The following is a 17,654-nucleotide window of genomic DNA, read 5'->3' as shown; positions in this document are numbered from 1 at the left end:
TATACAGCGACCTGGCTGTATCTCGCATCAGACAACTCTGCCCAATGGGTGACAGGGGTTGGCGGAAATCTGCCTTAAACACCGGTGCGAACCACCTGGTCGACAACCATCGCTGCGAACAGCAGCGTGATGTAGGTAATGGAGTAGGAGAACAACCGCATCGCCGACGCGGTTTCCTGGGTCCGCAGCACTTGGACGGCGTAGTACAAAAAGACGGCTCCCAGCACCACGGCGCTCACCAAGTACACCAGGCCCATCTTGCCCACCGTGCTGAACAGCACCGACAGCCCCCACAGAACCACGGTGTAGCCAATCATCCGCACTGCGGTGGTGCGAGTGCTGGCCACGGCGGGCAGCATGGGAACGTTGGCCGCCCGGTAGTCGTCTCGGTAGCGGATAGCCAGGGCCCAGAAATGGGGTGGAGTCCAATAGAAGATGACGCCGAACAGCACCAGCGGCGCCCAGTCGAGGCTGTTGGTGACCGCCGCCCAGCCCACCAGCACGGGCACGGCCCCGGCGGCCCCGCCGATGATGATGTTGCGAGAGGAGGTGCGCTTCAGCCACAGCGTGTAAACGAACACATAGAACGCGGTGGCTGACACTGCCAGAACCGCGCTGAGCAGGTTCACAAATCCCCACAGCCAGGCGAAGGCCAGCGCTTCGAGCACAATGGCGAAAACCAGTGCTCGAACGGGGGCGATCTCGCCGGTTACCAGGGGTCGGTTCTTGGTGCGCTCCATGAGGCGGTCGATGTCGCGATCTGCGTACATGTTGATGGCGTTGGCCCCGCCGGCGGCTAGTGTCCCGCCGACAACGGTGGCCACCATCAGCCACACCGAAGGAATTCCCCGATCGGCTACCACCATGGTGGGAACCGTGGTGACCAGCAGCAGCTCGATTATGCGGGGCTTGGTGAGTGATACATAGGCCCGCACCGAGCGCAGGGGATTGCGGGAGGAAGGGCGGGCAGGGCTGATACCGGGGCTTGTGTTCGGTTCGGCAACGCGCGTGCGGCTGCGGGGAGACAAGCGGGCAACACCCATGACCAGCCAAGAGTACGGTTTCGGCGCAGGGCAGGCCAAGGTATCGGGGATGCCCTTTGCCCGCGACAATCGACCTGAAAACCCCCAGCTTGGGATGACCGACTGTCACAGGCGACCCGTACAATTCGGAGCGTGATCCAACCCCGGGTTTCTCCCGCTACCTATCGCAAGATCACCATTTGGGCGCTGGCCCTTTTGGCCTTGATCATCGTGAGCGGGGGCGCGGTCCGGCTCACCGGATCAGGGCTGGGCTGCCCTGATTGGCCAGCGTGCGACAACGACCAGCTGGTGGCTCCGTTGGAAACCCACGCCATGATCGAGTTCATCAACCGGCTCATCACCGGGCTGGTCTCGGCCATCGTGATTGCTGCGGTGCTGGGCTCCCACTGGCGGGCGCCGCGGCGGGCTGATCTGGTGTGGCTGTCGTGGGGCTTGGTGGCTGGGGTGCTGGCCCAGATTGTACTGGGTGGATTGGTCGTGCTCTACGAGCTGCCTCCGGCGCTGGTTATAGGCCACTTCCTGTTGTCGATGGTGCTGTTGTGGAATGCGGTGGTCCTGCTCTGGCGGTCATCGGAGGACTACGAGCGTCAAAGCGAGCCCCGACCCCGGCCCCATTGGATGGGAAATGCGGTCGTGGCCATCACCTCGGTGGTGATCGTTACCGGCACCATCGTCACCGGGGCCGGGCCGCACAGCGGCGATGAGGACGCCGAGCGCATCGACGTGGCCGTGAGAGATGTGGCCCAGATACACGGGACCACAGTGGTGGTGCTGCTGGTGGTGTTGGCCGGGCTGGTGTGGTGGCTGCGTCACCGGGGCGCACCCGAGCGGGCTCAGCTCTGGGGTCGGACCGTGCTGGGGGTGGCTCTGGCCCAGGGGCTTATCGGGTACGTGCAGTACTTCACCGGTGTGCCGGTGCTGCTGGTGGGCGCCCACATCGCCGGTGCTGCCCTACTGTGGATAGTCACCGTGTTCTTCTGGCTCAACGTGAGAGGCCCGCTCGTGCGGGCAGAGGCCGACCTCGCCCAGGCCGTGCCGGCATGACCCCCGCCGCGCCCGTCGAGATTGCGCCCTCGGAGGTGAGAGAGACCACCGATGACACCGACGTGCGGCCCAACCGGCCCTGGAAGGTGATCGTGTGGAACGACCCCATCAACTTGATGTCGTATGTGACCTTCGTGTTCCAGAAGCTGTTCGGCTACAGCAAGGAGAAGGCCACCCAGTTGATGCTGGACGTTCACTACAAGGGCCGGGCCGTGGTGTCGGACGGCCCCAAGGAGAAGGCGGAGATGGATGTCTTTCGCCTGCACGAGCACGGCTTGTGGGCCACCATGGAGCACGACGGCTGATGTTTGCCCGACTAATCTGGCCCGCCTCAACATCTGGGCACGATTCGAGGACGAGAATCTGATGGCCCCGCGGCGGCCGATAGAGCCCAACGAGGACGGGACCTACCGCCTGGACCTGCGGGACGAGGAGAGGGCACTCATCGCCGCCATCGTCCCCGATCTGCGGGGGCTGTTGGCCGACGATCCCGCCGACGAGATGCTGGCCCGGTTGTTCCCCACTGCTCGGCCCGACGATCCCGACGCCGAGGCCGAGTTTCAGGGAATGGTGCGAGACGAACTGGTGATGAAGAGGCTGTCCCGATTGGACATCGTGGCCGAACTCGCCGAAGCCACCGTCTTGGATCAGGAACAGCTCGCCGCCTGGATGGGAGCCGTCAACGACATCCGGCTGGTGCTGGGCACCCGCCTGGGGGTCACCGAGGACGACGAGTTTGACGAAGCCGACGAGGATGATCCGGAGTCGGTGGCTCGGTCGGCCTACTGGTACCTGGGCTGGCTACTGGAGCACTTGGTGGAGGCATCGATCTCCGAGCTGTAGGCGCTTACTCCTCCACAGCCAGAGCCGCCGGTTCTCCCTGGCCGGCACGGGCGATCTCCGAGAGGGAGGCCATGGCGTTGGTGAGGCCGCTGGTGTCGAGGGGCAGGAAGATCTTGGTGGCGTTGCCGTCGGCCACGCTCTTCAGTGCCTCCAGGTAGCGGATGGCGATCAGATCGGGGGTTGGGTCGCCAGTGTGGATGGCGCCGAATACCTGCTCGATGGCGCTGGACTCGCCCTGGGCCACCGTCTCGAACTGATAGCGCTCGGCGTCGGCCACCCGCTTGATGGCCTCGGCCTCGCCTTCGGCCTCCAGAATCTGGCTTTCCTTTTGGCCCTCAGCCCGCAAGATGGCTGAGCGTTTCTCTCCCTCGGCCTCGGTGACGATGGCCCGGCGGTCGCGCTCGGCCTTCATCTGGCGGTGCATGGCCTCGGTGACATCGGGCGGCGGCTCGATGCGCTGGATCTCTACCCGCACCACTCGGGTGCCCCACTTGTCGGTGGCGTCGTCGAGGATCTGGCGCAGTTTGCCGTTGATCAGCTCCCGGGAGGTGAGGGCGGCATCGAGGTCCAGATCGCCGATCACGTTTCTCAAGTTGGTCTGGGCCAGCTTGGTAACTGCCAGCTGGAAGTTGCCCACGTTGTACTTGAGCTTCACCGGGTCGGTGGCCTCGAAGAAGATCACCGCGTCGACGGTGACCACCACGTTGTCTTTGGTGATCACCTCCTGGGGCGGCACGTCGATGACCCGCTCTCGCATGTCCACCTTGCTGATGCGCTGCACGAACGGGAGGATCCAGCGCAAGCCGGAGTCCACCGTGCGCTGGTAGCGGCCCAGCATCTCGATGAGGCCCCGCTCATACGGGCGGATGATGCGAATTCCCAGCGCGGCTATGAGGATGAGCGCCAACGCGATGACGATGAATAGGGCGACTACAGCTTCCATGGCTGATACCTAGCTTTCTGTGCTCTCAGTTGCTTGTTCTTGAGGGACGGGGACGACCACCAGGCGGGTGCCGTCAATCTCGGTAACCATGACCCGAGTTTCGACTTCAATGGGTTCGGCGGCAACCGCCCGCCACTCTTCGCCCCCAATTCTGACCATGCCCGTCTGCTCGTCGTCGTCGACCCGTTCGATCACCTTGCCGTGGGCGTCAATAAGCCGGTTGGCGCCCACTCGGGGCTGCTCATCGTCGTCGAGGCGGCGGACGAACCGGCGCAAGTACACGAAGCTGACTGCGCTGCCCACAAAAAAGACCAGCCACTGCCAGAGGATGTGGGCGTCCACCCAAGCCAGCACCGCCGCCGCCGCCGCGCCGATGGCGAAGGGGAGCAGGAAGAATCCGGCGGTGAACACCTCGGCCAGCGAGAAAACCACCGCGGAGCACGTCCAGAGCCAGCGCCAGACCTCGTTCTCCACCTTGTGCTCCTTTCGCGGTTCGGGATCATGGTATCTGTTTTTCGATGCGGTTCCGCCAGAGAGGGCTGCTAACGTAAATCGGCCTTCGCAGGTCGAGAGCCCCCATCGTCCAGCGGCCTAGGACGCCGCCCTTTCAAGGCGGTAACACGGGTTCGAATCCCGTTGGGGGTGCAAGGTTCGGCGCATCGTTTTATAGCGGGCGGCGACAACACTGCCCTCCGGGGCAGCGACATCAGGGTCCCGTGGTGCAGTTTGGAGTGCACGCCGGCCTGTCAAGCCGGAGGTCGCGGGTTCAAATCCCGTCGGGACCGCACAACAGAACATGGTCGGGTAGCTCAGTTGGCAGAGCGTCCGCCTGAAAAGCGGAAGGTCACCGGATCGACGCCGGTCCCGACCACCACCCACCCCCCCACCACGGCCCGGAGCGAAGCCCAACCCCGCTCCGGGCCGTCTTCTTTGTGGGAGTCCAATTCTGTGTCCTCTCAAGTCTCGGGCTCGAGGATCGAGACGAGCCTGGTTCGCTCGGCCCATTCGGTGATGGCGCGGTCGGCGGTGGCCAATCTGTAACCGCCCAGGATTGCGGTGGCGGTGATGACGCGATCGGCGGGGTCGGGATGGAATCCATCCGCGCCGAGTTCCACCGACCGCATAGCAATTTCGTCATCCACGGGAACGGTCCTCAGCCCGTCGGCTATCCAGTTTCGATAGAGAATACGGGGAGGAGTGTCCAATTCGAGGCGACCTTTGCTGTAGTGCAGCGCAAGTTCCCAAAACGTGAACGAAGATACCGCTGCCTCACCCCGATCCCAGGCCCCCTGGATCTCATTCCGAGCCACCGTCCCAAGGCGGGTCGTCGCTGTGACAAGCCACAGGAGGATGTGGGTATCGAGAAGAATCACTCTTTAAGTGGAAGATCAGGGTTTAGCACCCGGTCGGGATTGCTGATGACCTCCCAGTCTTCGAGAGGGACGGCAGGTGACATGATGTCCCCCACAATGCGAATCTGATCCTTGTACCGACCCCACATTTGCGGTTTCGGGTTTTCCGCCGGAACCAGTCGCGACACCGGCTTGCCGTGCTTGGTGATCACGAGCTCCTCGCCGGTCTCGTTCACCTCGTCCATCAGTGCCAGGCACCGATTCTTGAACTCTCCGGCTGCAATCGTGCGCTGCTTCGCTGCCATGCCACAACCTCCAAGTAGCTATGTTCAAATATAGCCATAGCTAGTAGCTATAGCCATATTTATTTACCGGATCCGACGGCTCTCCGCCGTAGTGGGCGGCGACGTTTTCGGGGTAGCTGCGGGAGAAGTAGTTCCAGAGCTGCTCGCCGTAGGTAGAGGGGCGATAGGAGCTGGACATATCGGCCACGCCGGCCTCGGTCTCGGCGATACTGGCCATGAATCCGGCTGTGGTGTGGTGCGGGCTGGCGGCCACCGCGGCGGCGAACTTCTCGTCGAGGGGCAGCGGGGCCAGGGCGACGTCTAGCGAGGGGCCGTGGAAGTAGCCCGCCGAGTAGCGCTCTTCGGTGGTGATCACCCGGTGGGCGGTGGCCACCAGGTAGTTGCCGGTCATGGCCTGGAGCGTCTCGCCCAAATTGATCACGTACGACCCCTCAATCGAGGGCACGTCGATCCACTGGGCATCCTGGTTCTGCACTTGCAAACCGGCGGTAGGGCCGGGGTCGAGCACGGTCAAGAATCCGGTGTCGTGGTGGGCGTTGACCCCGGCCTCGCCCTCAGGGGTGGGGGGATAGTGGATGAGCTTGGCCAGCGACATGGTCTGGCTACCGAAATACTGCTCCAGGTAGTGCTCTCCCAGCCCCAGCCCCAGCGAGAGCGCCCCCATGAGGCGATTGGCCAGGGTGCCCAATTCGTCGAACCACTGATTGGTGAGCTCCCGGTGGCCGGGCAGAACGTCTTCGGGCAGCCACTGATTGGGACCCAGCAGGCGCAGATAGTAGGGCTCGATGTCAACGGGGTAGGCGGGCCACTCGGTCCACCAGTCGATCTGCTCTCGTATGTCGGGGCGGTAGTTGGTGTACTCCGCCCCCACCGGCTCCCAGCCCCGGAAATGCCGGGAGCAGCGCTTGTCGATCAGCTTCTTCTGCTCTTCGGTAAGGGCAAAGAACCGGTGCATCATGTCGAAGATTCCGGCGCTCAACCCGCTGGACACCCCGTGGTTCACCACCAGCAGGAAGCCGACCTCGTGGCAGATCCGGCACAGCTCCTCTGCGATGGCCTCCCGCTCGACCCGCGACCCCGACAAAGGGCCGAGATCCACCACCGGGATCTGATCGAACGCCGCCGGTGCGCTCACCTGGCCCAAGGTAGCGGTCATCGCAGCAAACCCTCAGAGCTCAGCCGAACTCCCCGCCTGCGAACCAGCGGTCGAAGGCAGGGCGCATGGCCACGTCGATCAGCTCGATCCTCATCCCCGCGGCGGGCGGCACCAGAAAGGCAAACCCCTCTAGGCCGCCGCCCTCGGCGGCGCCGCCGTAGATCAGCTCGCACCCCCCGGACTGCAAGGCGGCGATGTCGCCGTGAAGGTCCTCGGTCCAATAGCCAAGATGGTTGAGCCCGCCGTAGAGCTCGACATCCCAGAACGAACCCTTGGGGCCGTCGGCCAGCTCAAGCTGCACCGGGCCCTCCACCGAGTAGGTGAAGCGCACGCTGGTGGACACCACTTCACCGTCCACCAGCAAACTCAGATCGAGGGACTGCAACGAGTGCCAGGTCATCCCGGTAGAGGCCGCAATCTCGGCCATGGCCTCCTCGACATCGGCCACAACAATGCCGCTATGAAAGGGATCAGTGATCAAAGCCATGCCAGCACGGTAGCCCGGTAAGGACTAGCCCGACTCCTCGAGGTCGTCGATGTCGGTGACGAATTCGCGGGCGTTTTCGTTGAACTGGGCCACTGCCCCGATGGTCTTGGCCTTGGCGGTGCCGCCGCGAAGGGCTGACAAGGGGTCGGTCTGGTCGCCGACGTAGCCGAGGGCGAACGCTCCTTGGGTGTAGCCCATCATTCGCAGCAGGTCGTCGTCGAGGGTGCGGGCGATCTCCGGTGGGCAGGCCAGGTACTGGTTCTCCTCTTGGCGCACCCAGCCCACGGCGTAGGTGATATTCACCCCCCGGCGCACGCTGCCGCTGGTGTTGGCCCCGGCGCCGTGCAGCACCTTGCCGTCGTAGAACAGCACGCTGCCCCGGCCCATTTCAGCCTGGGCATCGGTTAGCTCGAAGGACTCGGCATCAGAGAGTCCCGAGGAGCCGGCCAGGATGTGAGTGGCGCCGTTGGCCGCGGTGAAGTCGGTGAGCGCCCACATGGTGTTGCACTGCACGTGGTAGTCGGCGCCAAAGGGGAAGAAGTCGAAGGCCATCTCATCACGGTGCAGCTTCTGGCGGGTCTCCCCCGGCTCCACCGAGATGATCTGGGTGAGGTGCAGCTGCACCGCGCTCACGTGGCTGAGGAAGTGGCTGATGGTGCCGACCATCACGGGGTGCATGATCAATTCGCGGGCCGTGGGACAGCGGGCTACTAGGGCGCCGGTGCGACGGGTGAACCGGCCGTCGTACTCATCGCGGCCAGCGTCGGAGGTCTCGATGTAGGGCATGGCCTCGGCTTGGAGCCGGTCCATGGTGGCCGCGTCGGCCACGTCGTCGACAATGGCATAGCCGAAGCGGCTCAAGTGATCGCTTACCTCGGCCGGGTCGGCAGTGGGCGGGAAATGACTCAGGGCCACGACAAGATGGTAAGCGGGCTAATTTCCAAACTGTGACTCGACTGGTGATACACGCCGACGACGAGGGCATCAAGGCCGCGGCGGCCTCCGCTCGGGCGGCGGGAATGCCAGTGTTCGATTTGGTGCTGGAAACCGACTTCTCCCGACCACCGCAGGAGCCGCCCGACTACCAGAGGATGCTCGGCGATCTCGACGACAGCCTTGTCTTCTGCGCCTTTCATCCCAACTCGCCGGGAGGGGCCGAGATCGAGGTGATCGAGCCCGACTCCTTCCACGTCCGCACCGACGAATACGAGTTGTTCGGCACTGCCGGTTGGAAGGAATGGTTGGTGAGCCAACCCTACGAACTGGCCTCCATGGCTGATCTGGCCTAGCTGCGCCTAGTCCCCTAGCCGGTGGGGACTTTGGCCAGCACCCTTCTTCAACCCTGGGGATGCGCAGCCAGGTGGCGCCGGCCTTGGCGGCGCATGAGGGTCCAGGTCTGCTCCAGGTAGCCGGCCTGGTCGTCCACCAGCTTTTTCAGACCGAGCCGCAGGTGCTCGGGGATCTCGGGGGCGTCGGTGGGCTCGAGGGTCACGTCGAGCTGGGCCTGGTCTTCCAGGGTAGCGTGCAGTGCCGCGGCCCGGGCCAGGGTGGCCCCGACGGTGATGGCCCCGTGCCAGGGAATGATCACGGTGTGGTTGGTCTCGATAGCCGGCCCGATGGACTCGAAGCGGTCGTCGGGGCTCAACACCTGGTCGTCGTGGAAGATGCAGCACAGGTTGTGACGCATCTTGAGCGGCCGGGCCAGCGAAGCCAACGCGGTGATCCACCGGCCGTGACTGTGGACGATGGCATTGACGTCGCGGCGGTTCTGGTACACACCGGCGTGGAACTCGAATCCCAGGCTCACCTCCCGGTTGCCCTCCAGCAGATTGCCGTCGTAGTCGAGCTTCATCACGTCGTCGGCGGTGATCTCGCCCAGGGTCCGGTCGAAGGCGTTGATCCAAAAGGCGTCCTCCCCGTCGGCCCGCACGCTGACATGGCCGCCGATGCCGGTGTCGCACCCTCGAACGGTGAGAGCTCGACAGGCCAACACAATGTCGTGAACAATCTCCGGAGCAGTCATGGCTCTAGGGTATGGCACAGATGAGAGCTAGCCAACGACGAGTCTGCCAACGTCGAATGTGCCCATGACAAGTGTGCCCATGACGAATGTCGTCGTGCTGGGCGCCGGAGCGCTGGGATCGGTGTACGGGGCGTGGTTCGCCGAGGCCGGGGCCGAGGTGACCCTGGTGGCCCGCCCGGCCCATGCCGATGCCGTGAACCGGAGCGGCCTGCGCATCGACAGCCGGCCGCCGGTGGCGGTCAAGGCCGTCTCCGATCCCACCGATGCCGGCGACTGCGACATCCTGCTGTTGGCCAGCAAGGCGTTTAACAACGCAGATCTCCTGGGCGGCTACCGGGGCAGCGCGCAAGCCGCCTTCTCGGTACAGAACGGGGTGCGCCAAGCGGAGCCGATGGTGGCCCGCTTCGGTTCTGCCGCGGTGGGATGCGTGTCGCTGGTGGGCGGCACACTGGGCGAGCCCGGCCACGCCTTCCACTCCTTTGACGGCCCCACCCTGCTGGGCGACCTGCCCACCACAGAACCGGGCACGGCGGCGACCATCGCCCAAGCCCTGCCCGGGCGCAAGCTGGAGGTACACGACGACATCGCCCCGGCGCTGTGGTCCAAGGGGGTGCTGGCCGCTGCCGCCATGGGGGTGGTGGGGCTGACCCGGCTGGTGTATCACCGGATTTTCCTTATGCCCGAGACCCGGGACGTGTTCTATGACCTGGCCTGCGAAGGGGCGTCCATCGCCGCGGCGGAGGGAGTAGAGCTGATCGATGGCCACGGCCCGTTTCAGATTCGGGCGCTCACCCAGGAGAGCCGGGCGAAAGCCCATCAGAGGCTCCAAGCCGTGGGCGAGGACATGGAGGCGGCCGGGGAGACCGAGGTGCGGGTGTCCATCTTGCAGAGCATCGACCGGGGACGGCCCTTCGAGGTGCAGGCGGTGTTCGGCGACCTGGTGGAGACCGCCGACGGCCACGGACTTGAGGTTCCCACGCTGCTGGCCGTAACCCGGCTGCTGGCCGCGGCCATGCCCGGGGAGTCAGCAAACTCGTGAAGCTGCGCTCCCTGCCCGGGATGCTGGCCCGAACCCCCAAGGGGGCCAGTCGGTGGCACACCTACGACGACTTCCGAGAGGAGTCCCGTCGGCGGCTCCCCAAGATGGTGTTCGACTTCGTGGAGGGCGGCGCGGAGGGCGAGCTGACCATCGCCGCCAACCGGGCGGCCATTGACAAGGTGGAGCTGGCTCCGCGCTATCTGGTGGACGTGGCCGAGCGGGATTTGTCCACCACCGTGTTGGGCCAGCCGGTGTCGCTGCCGTTTCTGCTGGCCCCCGCCGGTTTGGCCACGCTGGTACACCGCGAGGGCGAGCTGGCCGCGGCCCGTGCGGCGGCGGCCGCGGGCACCGTGTACGCGGTGAGTACCGGATCGGGCTACCCCCTGGAGGACATCGCCGCTGCCGCCCCCAACGGCCGGCGGTGGTTCCAGCTCTACCTATGGAAGAGCCCCGAGGTGGTGCGATCGCTGGTGAACCGAGCCCGAGACGCCGGTTACGAGGCACTGGTGCTGACCGTGGACGTGCCGGTGGTGGGCAAGCGGGAGCGCGACCTGCGCAATGGCATGTCGCTGCCCCCTCGCATCCGCTGGAACAGCGCGCTGGACACCGCCCGCCGCCTGCGGTGGTTGCGCCAGTTGGTGACCGGCCCCGACATCACCTTCGGCAGCCTGGTGGAGTTGGGCATCGGTGACGACGCCAGCGCCATCGGGGCCTACGTGGACCGGGAGCTGGCCGACCCGTCCCGCACCTGGGACGACGTGGCCTGGTTGCGGCGGGAATGGGACGGCCCGCTGCTCATCAAAGGGGTGACCACTGTGACCGACGCCGAGGCTGCCGTGCGGTGGGGGGCCGACGGGGTGATCGTGTCGAACCACGGCGGTCGCCAATTGGACTCGGTACCGGGGGCCTTCGCCGTGCTTCCCCAGATCGCCGAAGCAGTGGGCGACCGGGCCGAGGTGCTGGTGGACGGCGGCTGCCAGCGGGGTGCCGATGTGGTGAAGGCCCGGGCCCTGGGCGCGCGGGCCGCGATGGGAGGAAGGAGCTGGTTCTGGGGACTGGCGGTGGACGGCGAGGCCGGAGTGGCCCGCATGCTCGACATCTACCGCACCGACATCGACCGCACATTGGCGCTGGTGGGTCGTCCCCGCTTCGACGGCATCGGCCCCGATCTAGTGACCTGACCGGGCGCGATGCCGGTCGGATACAGCTCTGTATGCCTTTGTTGCCTCAGGTATGCGGTGGGCTTACGCTGGTGGTAGCTATAGGTCAAAAGGCATAGGGCAAGGAGGGGCTGTCATGGATCGGCTCAAAATTCTCGGAAAAACTATGGGTTCTCGCAGGGCCTTCACCGTGGTGGTCGCCCTGCTGGCCGTGTTCTCGCTGCTGGCAGCAAGCTGCGGCAACGACGATGCTGCCCCCGAAGTCGGCGACGGCTCTCTCGGCGTCGTCACCGTCCCCGAGGGCGAGTCCATCCAGATTCGCTCGCTCAACGCCATCAGCGGCCCCGTTGCCTTCCTCGGCCTGCCCAACCAGCGAGGCGTCGAGCTGGCCATCGCCGACTACGGCGACATCCAAGGCTTCTCCGTCGACCTTGGCACCCCCCTCGACGACCTCTGCTCTGCCGAGGGCGGTCAGGCTGCGGCCCAGACGATTGTGGCCGACGAGCAGGTGATCGGCGTGATCGGCACCTCTTGCAGCGGCGCTGCGGTTGCCGCCTCCCCCCTGGTCACCCAGGCGGGCATGGTCATGATCTCGCCGTCCAACACCTCTCCCGCCCTCACCTCCGACTTCGAGGGCAACGCCGGTGAGAGCTACAACGCGGGCTACTACCGCACCGCTCACAATGACTTGGTGCAGGGCGCGGCCATGGCCAACTTCGTGTATTCAGAGCTCGGCATTTCCGCCGCGGCGGCCATGCACGATGGCGACCCCTATACCCAGGGACTAGCCCAGGCCTTCAGCAACGCCTATGAGGAAATCGGAGGAACGACCACCGGTATCGTCGGCATCAACAAGGGCGACACCGATATGGTGCCCGCCCTGACCGAGTTGGCCACCGGATCGCCCGGTGCGCTGTTCTTTCCCATCTTCCCGCCTGAAGGCGACCACGTGGCCGCCCAAGCCCCCACTGTCTCGGGCCTGGAAGGTACCCAGTTGCTCGCCGCCGACGGCATGTTGGTGGACGGTTTCCTGGAACTGGCCGACTCCGAGGGCATGTACTTCTCCGGTCCCGACCTGCGCTTCGGCACCAATGTGAACCAGGGCACCGGGCGCAACGCCGATCAGATCTTGGACGCCTATGAGTCGGCTTACGGTGAGTTGCCGTCAGCCGCATTCTGGGGCCATTCCTACGACGCCACCACGCTGCTGTTGGACGCCATCGCGGCCGCATCCTGGGTGGAGGACGGCGACTTGCATATCGACCGGGCCGGTGTCCGCCAGTACCTCAATGCGGTGAGCGGCTACAACGGAGTCACCGGAACCCTGAACTGCGACGAGTTCGGAGACTGCGCCTCTCAGAAGATCACCGTGATCTTCCACCAGAGCGCAGCCAACATCGAGGCCAGCAAAAACAACGTCGTCTACGCGTATCCCTAGCGAAACGGCGTCGTAGTCGACGCTCTGCGCGATGAGCACCGCCAAACAACGCACTCGGGTCGACTGGTTCCTCACCTTCCTTCGAATTGCCGCTCTGGCACTCATCGGCGCGGGCCTGCTGGCGTTCATTGCCCAGGCCATCGACGCCAACAACCCGTTTGCCCGATGGGTCAACCCCGATGCCCTCAACCTGACCGGTAGGCAGTTTCGGGATCTGGTGGTGGCCGGACTGGCCCAAGGGGCCATGTACGGGCTGATCGCGCTGGGCTATTCGATGGTGTACGGGGTGCTGGGGTTCATCAACTTCGCCCATGGCGAAGTCTTCATGATCGGTGCGGTAACCGGGGCGGTCACCTCCAGCAAACTGGCTGAAGCAGGCGCCTGGGAGAGCAACTTCGTTCTCTGCCTGCTGTTGGTGGTGTTTCTCTCCATGGTGGTTTGCATGGTCACCGCGATGATCATGGAGCGGGTGGCCTACCGCCCCTTGCGGGGCAAACCCCGGCTCATTCCGCTCATTACGTCGATCGGGGTGTCGTTCTTCCTCCAGAACTTCATCCTGGTCTTGCTGGGGCCGGGTACGAAGTCGTATCCAAGGATGCCCGAGTGGCTCACCGAGAAGCGGACGTTTCTGGAGATCCAAGGCACCCGGATCCTGGTGCTGGCGGTGGCTGCTGTGACCATGGTCGGGCTGTGGTATTTGGTGGAGCGGACCAAAACCGGCAAGGCCATGCGAGCGGTGGCTGAAGACGCTGAGATTGCCTCACTCATGGGCATCGACGTGAACCGCATCATCGTGAAGACGTTTGCCGTCGGCGGGGCCATGGCCGGGGTGGCAGGCATTTTGTGGGGGCTGTTGTTCAACAGCGTGCTCCATACCGCGGGATTCTTGCCCGGTATCAAGGCATTCAGCGCCGCAGTGGTAGGCGGGATCGGCAACATCGGAGGGTCGATGGCCGGGGGCCTCACCATCGGGGTGGCCGAATCACTGGGTCCGCTGATGATCCTGGAGCCTCTGGGGGTGAGCGGGCCTTCACAGCTGCGCGACGCCGTAGCCTTCGCCGTGCTCATCATCGTGTTGTTGGTGCGGCCCAGCGGCATCTTCGGCGAGCGGCTCCCCTCTGAGGAGCGGACATGACCGTGACCGGGGAATTCCCCGCCACCCAGGGTGCAACGACGGATGCCGCCAGCCGTCGGCGACTGCTGGACCAAGACTGGCAGAAGCTGGTGCGGGCGGGGGCCATATTGGCGCTGGGGCAGGTGTTCATCGCCCTCAGCGGCATGCCGGTGAACTTCGACCGGCGTCTGCTGATCGACCCGATCCTGAGCCTCGGCTATCTGTCGCTGATATGGCTGCCGCTGGTGGTGAGCTACTGGGTTGGCCGCGAGCAGGTGCTGGAGGGGATGACGGCGTACGCCAGGGGTGGACGTGACGTTTTGGCCGGGGCGATCACCGGGCTATTGGGCAACGCCGGACTCACCCTCTTGGTGGTGGGGATCACCCACTTGGACATCCGCGACCCGCTGGTGAACTGGAGTCCCCAGCTTCTGGCGATCTTGCTGTTCGAGGAGTCGGTGTGGCTGGGCGCGGTCATCTGGCCCCTCATCGGGGCGGCCACCGGGGCGCTGGGCGGGGGAATGCACTGGGCCAGCACCAGAATCGCCCGAACGGCAGTGACCGTGGGATTGACGGTGTTCGGGGCGGCGGTGCTGGAGAGCGTGATCACGGATTTGTCCCAGGGCTTCCATATCGAGGCGGTGTCCGACTGGCTTTATGGACCCAAACGCGGCCTCACCTACCCCGCAGCCATCGTCGTGGCCGTGGCCGCCGTCGCGGTAGTGAGCGGGATCTCGGCTTATCGGGCTTCCCTCATGCGGGCTGAGTTGGTTGGCAGGCGACAGAGCCCAGCCGCATCCGGTGAATCCGACAGGAGTCAAGCGCTATGGCGGCGGTTGATTTCTAGACGGCTGCTGGGCTATGCCCTCGTCATCGCCGCTGTCGTGGTGCTCCCGCTGTTCTTGGGGCGGCTCACCAATGAACTGCTGGCCAACGTGGGACTGTTCATCCTGTTGGCGCTGGGGCTCAACATCATCGTGGGGCTGGCCGGGATCCTCGATTTGGGCTACGTGGCCTTCTTCGCAGTGGGCGGCTACAGCGTGGCCGTGCTCACCTCACCCGGATCACCCCGGTTCAGCCCCGAGATGCCGTGGTTCGGCGCCCTGTTCATCGCCATGCTGTTGGCCGGGCTGGTGGGGCTGTTCATCGGCGCGCCGGTGATCCGAATGCGGGGCGACTATCTGGCCGTGGTCACACTGGGATTCGGCGAAATCATCCGAATTCTGCTCCTGTCCGACTGGCTATCGGGAACATTCAACGGTGCCCAGGGGATCACCAATATTCCCGGTGTGGAGGTGTTAGGACTGACCACAGTGCGGGGGTTCGAACCTCGGTCGGTGCTGTATCTAGTGCTGTTCTTCTGCGCCATCGCCATTTACGTTTCGTGGCGGCTGGAGAACTCCCGCATCGGCCGAGCCTGGATGGCTGTCCGGGAGGACGAGACCGTGGCCGAGGTCATGGGGGTGGACACGGTGAGCGCCAAGCTCATGGCGTTCGTCACCGGCGCCGTGCTGGGGTCGTTCAGCGGTGCCATCTTGTCGGCCAAAGTGGGGTCGGTCTTCCCCCACAGCTTCGCCATCATCGTGTCGATCGTGATTCTGGTGGTGGTGATCTTCGGGGGCATGGGCAACATCCCCGGCGTCATCGCTGGCGCTGTTGTGCTCATCGGCGTCTTGGGCGGACCCAACCAACCGGGGCTCCTTCAGGAGTTCGCCGAGTACAAGATCTTGATCTACGGCGCGTTGCTGGTGTGGATGATGCTTCAACGGTCCGAGGGCCTGATACCCAGCGTTCGAAGGACCCGGGGGCTGCACATCGACGAGATGAATCAGGATGCCTGGCTGCGGGCCCAAGCCGAAGCCGACGATGCCACCGGCGGCGGTGGCGGAGACCGCTCAGAAGGCGAGAAGCCATGAGCTCTCAGCCGATGCTGAAGATCACCGGGCTGCACGTGGTGTTCGGTGGCCTGCACGCCATCAACGATTTGGACTTCACCGTGGATGAGGGCGAGATCGTGGCGGTGATTGGCCCCAACGGGGCAGGCAAGACCACCTTCTTCAACGCCATCAGCGGGATGGTGAAGCCCACCGAAGGGCAGATCGCTTTCGAAGGCCGGTCGCTGCTGGGGCTCGACCCCAACAAGATCACCTCCCGGGGCATCGCCCGCACTTTCCAGAACGTGCGGTTGTTTGCCAACATGACGGTGCTGGAGAACGTAATGGTGTCCCAGCATTGCCGCACCCGCCAGCGGATGCTTGACGCCCTACTCCAAACACGCCGTTTCCGCACCGAGGAAGAGCAGGTGAGGGCCCGGGGCAAAGAGGTGCTGGGCTTCTTCGGCACCCGGCTCACCGGCTACCGATTCGACCAGCCGGCTTCGGTTCTGTCGTATGCCAACCGCCGCCGCCTGGAGATCGCCCGGGCCATGGCCACCAGCCCCAAGCTGATCTTGTTGGACGAGCCAGTGGCGGGCATGAACCCGGTGGAATCGGCCGAGCTGACCCAGCTCATCGGCAAGCTCCGCGACGAGATGGGCTACACAATCGTGCTCATCGAGCACGACATGTCGGTGGTGCGGGACATCTCCGACCGGGTGGTGGTGCTGGACCACGGCGAGGCCATCGCCCGGGGCACCTACGCCGAGGTGTCGGCCAACCCGCAGGTGATCGAGGCCTATCTGGGCCAATCGGCCGATGGGAGTTGAGCAGTCGATGAGCTCCGACACGCCCGACACCAACTCCCCGACTCCGGGTCAGCCTGTATCCGTCCAATCCGAGCCTGTGCTTGAGCTCCGAAGAGTGAACACCCATTACGGGGCCGTCCACATCCTCAAGGATGTGGATCTGGCCATCTACTCCGGCGAGCTGGTGTGCCTGCTGGGCGGCAACGCCAGCGGCAAGTCGACCACATTGCGGACCATCCTCGGCATGGTGAAGCCCACTACCGGCGACGTGAAGGTCAACGGACAGGTGGTGACCCATCAGCCCACTCGGGAGCGGGTGGCGATGGGAGTAACGATGGTCCCGGAGAACCGCCGGCTGTTCAAGCGCCTGACCGTGCGCGAGAACCTCGATCTCGGCGCCTACCTGCGCACCGATTCCGATCAGATTGCGGCCGACCTGGAACGGGTGTTCGAGCTGTTTCCCCGGGTCAAGGAGCGGCTCAACCAGAAGTCGGGAACGCTGTCGGGGGGCGAGCAGCAGATGGTGGCCATCGGACGGGCCCTGATGGCCAATCCGAGGGTGCTGTTGATGGACGAGCCCTCGATGGGCTTGGCCCCCGCCCTGGTGCAGCAGAACTTCGAGCTAATCCAGCAGATCCACCAAGCCGGGCTGACCGTGTTTATGGTGGAGCAGAACGCCAACATGGCCCTGTCCATCGCCGACCGAGGGTGGGTGCTGCAAACCGGACGGGTCGTGCTCGACGACACCGCAGAGAACCTCCTAGCCCACCCCGACCTACAAGCCTCCTACCTAGGCACTGCTGAGCAGTAGGATTGTTCCTAATCGGCGAAGGCAGTAGGAGGAAGACATGTCTGACAGCCAAGCAATTACAAGCGGTATCGGCGACAGCTACCCGGCACGGCTGGATGTGGATTATCCAGAAGCGGGACTCAGTCGAGTCAAGACGCTGTTCCGCATTGTGCTGATTAGGGTCTGTCAGTTTTTTTGTGTAACCGGTCGTGATGGTTTTCATTTGATGTGGTC

The 17,654-nt window shown here is 64.7% G+C and carries 20 protein-coding genes and 3 tRNA genes; 14 read left to right on the top strand and 9 right to left on the bottom strand.

Annotation, left to right across the window (positions count from 1 at the left end):
* Positions 1-74: 74 nt before the first annotated feature.
* Positions 75-1,043, bottom strand: coding sequence for a heme o synthase (locus tag OXG30_05030; GenBank protein MCY4134261.1), 969 nt, complete (start codon positions 1,041-1,043; stop codon positions 75-77).
* Between the two features lie 132 nt (positions 1,044-1,175).
* Between OXG30_05030 and OXG30_05025 the strand changes: the two genes are divergently transcribed.
* The 3 genes from OXG30_05025 to OXG30_05015 all read left to right on the top strand — a co-directional run bounded on the left by OXG30_05025 (position 1,176) and on the right by OXG30_05015 (position 2,930).
* Positions 1,176-2,087 (top strand): COX15/CtaA family protein, encoded by a 912-nt coding sequence (locus OXG30_05025; GenBank protein ID MCY4134260.1) that lies wholly within the window; start codon positions 1,176-1,178, stop codon positions 2,085-2,087.
* Entirely contained in the window at positions 2,084-2,392 is a 309-nt protein-coding gene (clpS, locus tag OXG30_05020; GenBank protein ID MCY4134259.1) for an ATP-dependent Clp protease adapter ClpS, read from the top strand. The genes OXG30_05025 and clpS overlap by 4 nt, the downstream gene beginning before the upstream one ends.
* A gap of 61 nt (positions 2,393-2,453) precedes the next feature.
* On the top strand, positions 2,454-2,930 hold the full coding sequence (locus OXG30_05015) for a DUF2017 family protein (GenBank protein MCY4134258.1): 477 nt from the start codon (positions 2,454-2,456) through the stop codon (positions 2,928-2,930).
* Between the two features lie 4 nt (positions 2,931-2,934).
* On the opposite strand, the gene OXG30_05010 is transcribed toward OXG30_05015, so the two are convergent.
* Together OXG30_05010 and OXG30_05005 are read right to left on the bottom strand one after the other, a co-directional pair.
* Positions 2,935-3,873, bottom strand: coding sequence for an SPFH/Band 7/PHB domain protein (locus OXG30_05010; GenBank protein MCY4134257.1), 939 nt, complete (start codon positions 3,871-3,873; stop codon positions 2,935-2,937).
* Positions 3,874-3,882: 9 nt separating this feature from the next.
* Positions 3,883-4,347 (bottom strand): NfeD family protein, encoded by a 465-nt coding sequence (locus tag OXG30_05005; protein MCY4134256.1) that lies wholly within the window; start codon positions 4,345-4,347, stop codon positions 3,883-3,885.
* Positions 4,348-4,445: 98 nt separating this feature from the next.
* Between OXG30_05005 and OXG30_05000 the strand changes: the two genes are divergently transcribed.
* The 3 genes from OXG30_05000 (at position 4,446) to OXG30_04990 (ending at position 4,747) form a co-directional block, all read left to right on the top strand.
* Positions 4,446-4,518 (top strand) — tRNA-Glu (locus OXG30_05000).
* A 65-nt stretch (positions 4,519-4,583) separates the two neighbouring features.
* Positions 4,584-4,658 (top strand) — tRNA-Asp (locus tag OXG30_04995).
* A 13-nt stretch (positions 4,659-4,671) separates the two neighbouring features.
* Positions 4,672-4,747 (top strand) — tRNA-Phe (locus OXG30_04990).
* Positions 4,748-4,829: 82 nt separating this feature from the next.
* Here the strand turns inward: OXG30_04990 and OXG30_04985 are convergent.
* Genes OXG30_04985 through OXG30_04965 form a run of 5 tightly spaced genes read right to left on the bottom strand, consistent with a single transcriptional unit; the run spans position 4,830 to position 8,088 of the window.
* Complete coding sequence (locus OXG30_04985) at positions 4,830-5,246, bottom strand: type II toxin-antitoxin system VapC family toxin (GenBank protein ID MCY4134255.1); 417 nt, start codon at positions 5,244-5,246, stop codon at positions 4,830-4,832.
* A complete protein-coding gene (locus OXG30_04980; protein MCY4134254.1) occupies positions 5,243-5,530 on the bottom strand; it encodes a type II toxin-antitoxin system Phd/YefM family antitoxin in 288 nt (95 codons plus the stop codon). The genes OXG30_04985 and OXG30_04980 overlap by 4 nt, the downstream gene beginning before the upstream one ends.
* 40 nt (positions 5,531-5,570) lie before the next feature.
* Positions 5,571-6,686: an isopenicillin N synthase family oxygenase gene (locus OXG30_04975; GenBank protein ID MCY4134253.1), complete on the bottom strand. Its 1,116-nt coding sequence runs from the start codon at positions 6,684-6,686 to the stop codon at positions 5,571-5,573.
* A gap of 19 nt (positions 6,687-6,705) precedes the next feature.
* Positions 6,706-7,173, bottom strand: a complete 468-nt coding sequence (locus OXG30_04970) for a VOC family protein (protein ID MCY4134252.1) — start codon at positions 7,171-7,173, stop codon at positions 6,706-6,708.
* 24 nt (positions 7,174-7,197) lie between these two features.
* Entirely contained in the window at positions 7,198-8,088 is an 891-nt protein-coding gene (locus OXG30_04965) for a phytanoyl-CoA dioxygenase family protein (GenBank protein MCY4134251.1), read from the bottom strand.
* Between the two features lie 32 nt (positions 8,089-8,120).
* Here OXG30_04965 and OXG30_04960 point away from each other — a divergent pair, with 32 nt between their 5' ends.
* Positions 8,121-8,462 (top strand): hypothetical protein, encoded by a 342-nt coding sequence (locus tag OXG30_04960; GenBank protein MCY4134250.1) that lies wholly within the window; start codon positions 8,121-8,123, stop codon positions 8,460-8,462.
* A gap of 47 nt (positions 8,463-8,509) precedes the next feature.
* On the opposite strand, the gene OXG30_04955 is transcribed toward OXG30_04960, so the two are convergent.
* Positions 8,510-9,196, bottom strand: a complete 687-nt coding sequence (locus tag OXG30_04955; protein MCY4134249.1) for a class II aldolase/adducin family protein — start codon at positions 9,194-9,196, stop codon at positions 8,510-8,512.
* Positions 9,197-9,275: 79 nt separating this feature from the next.
* On the opposite strand from OXG30_04955, the gene OXG30_04950 reads away from it, so the two are divergent.
* The 7 genes from OXG30_04950 to OXG30_04920 all read left to right on the top strand — a co-directional run bounded on the left by OXG30_04950 (position 9,276) and on the right by OXG30_04920 (position 17,441).
* Complete coding sequence (locus OXG30_04950) at positions 9,276-10,235, top strand: 2-dehydropantoate 2-reductase (protein ID MCY4134248.1); 960 nt, start codon at positions 9,276-9,278, stop codon at positions 10,233-10,235.
* Positions 10,232-11,416 (top strand): alpha-hydroxy acid oxidase, encoded by a 1,185-nt coding sequence (locus tag OXG30_04945; GenBank protein ID MCY4134247.1) that lies wholly within the window; start codon positions 10,232-10,234, stop codon positions 11,414-11,416. The genes OXG30_04950 and OXG30_04945 overlap by 4 nt, the downstream gene beginning before the upstream one ends.
* Before the next feature lie 145 nt (positions 11,417-11,561).
* Positions 11,562-12,833, top strand: a complete 1,272-nt coding sequence (locus OXG30_04940; GenBank protein ID MCY4134246.1) for a branched-chain amino acid ABC transporter substrate-binding protein — start codon at positions 11,562-11,564, stop codon at positions 12,831-12,833.
* Positions 12,834-12,864: 31 nt separating this feature from the next.
* Entirely contained in the window at positions 12,865-13,968 is a 1,104-nt protein-coding gene (locus tag OXG30_04935) for a branched-chain amino acid ABC transporter permease (protein ID MCY4134245.1), read from the top strand.
* On the top strand, positions 13,965-15,863 hold the full coding sequence (locus tag OXG30_04930; GenBank protein MCY4134244.1) for a branched-chain amino acid ABC transporter permease: 1,899 nt from the start codon (positions 13,965-13,967) through the stop codon (positions 15,861-15,863). Before OXG30_04935 ends, OXG30_04930 begins: the two co-directional genes overlap by 4 nt.
* Complete coding sequence (locus OXG30_04925; protein MCY4134243.1) at positions 15,860-16,651, top strand: ABC transporter ATP-binding protein; 792 nt, start codon at positions 15,860-15,862, stop codon at positions 16,649-16,651. The genes OXG30_04930 and OXG30_04925 overlap by 4 nt, the downstream gene beginning before the upstream one ends.
* Before the next feature lie 76 nt (positions 16,652-16,727).
* Entirely contained in the window at positions 16,728-17,441 is a 714-nt protein-coding gene (locus OXG30_04920) for an ABC transporter ATP-binding protein (GenBank protein ID MCY4134242.1), read from the top strand.
* Positions 17,442-17,654 lie beyond the last annotated feature (213 nt).

This window comes from bacterium, assembly GCA_026708015.1.
Taxonomy (GTDB): domain Bacteria; phylum Actinomycetota; class Acidimicrobiia; order Acidimicrobiales; family Bin134; genus Poriferisocius.
Note: the sequence above shows the minus strand (reverse complement) of the source record. Positions and strands in the feature narration are given on the sequence as shown.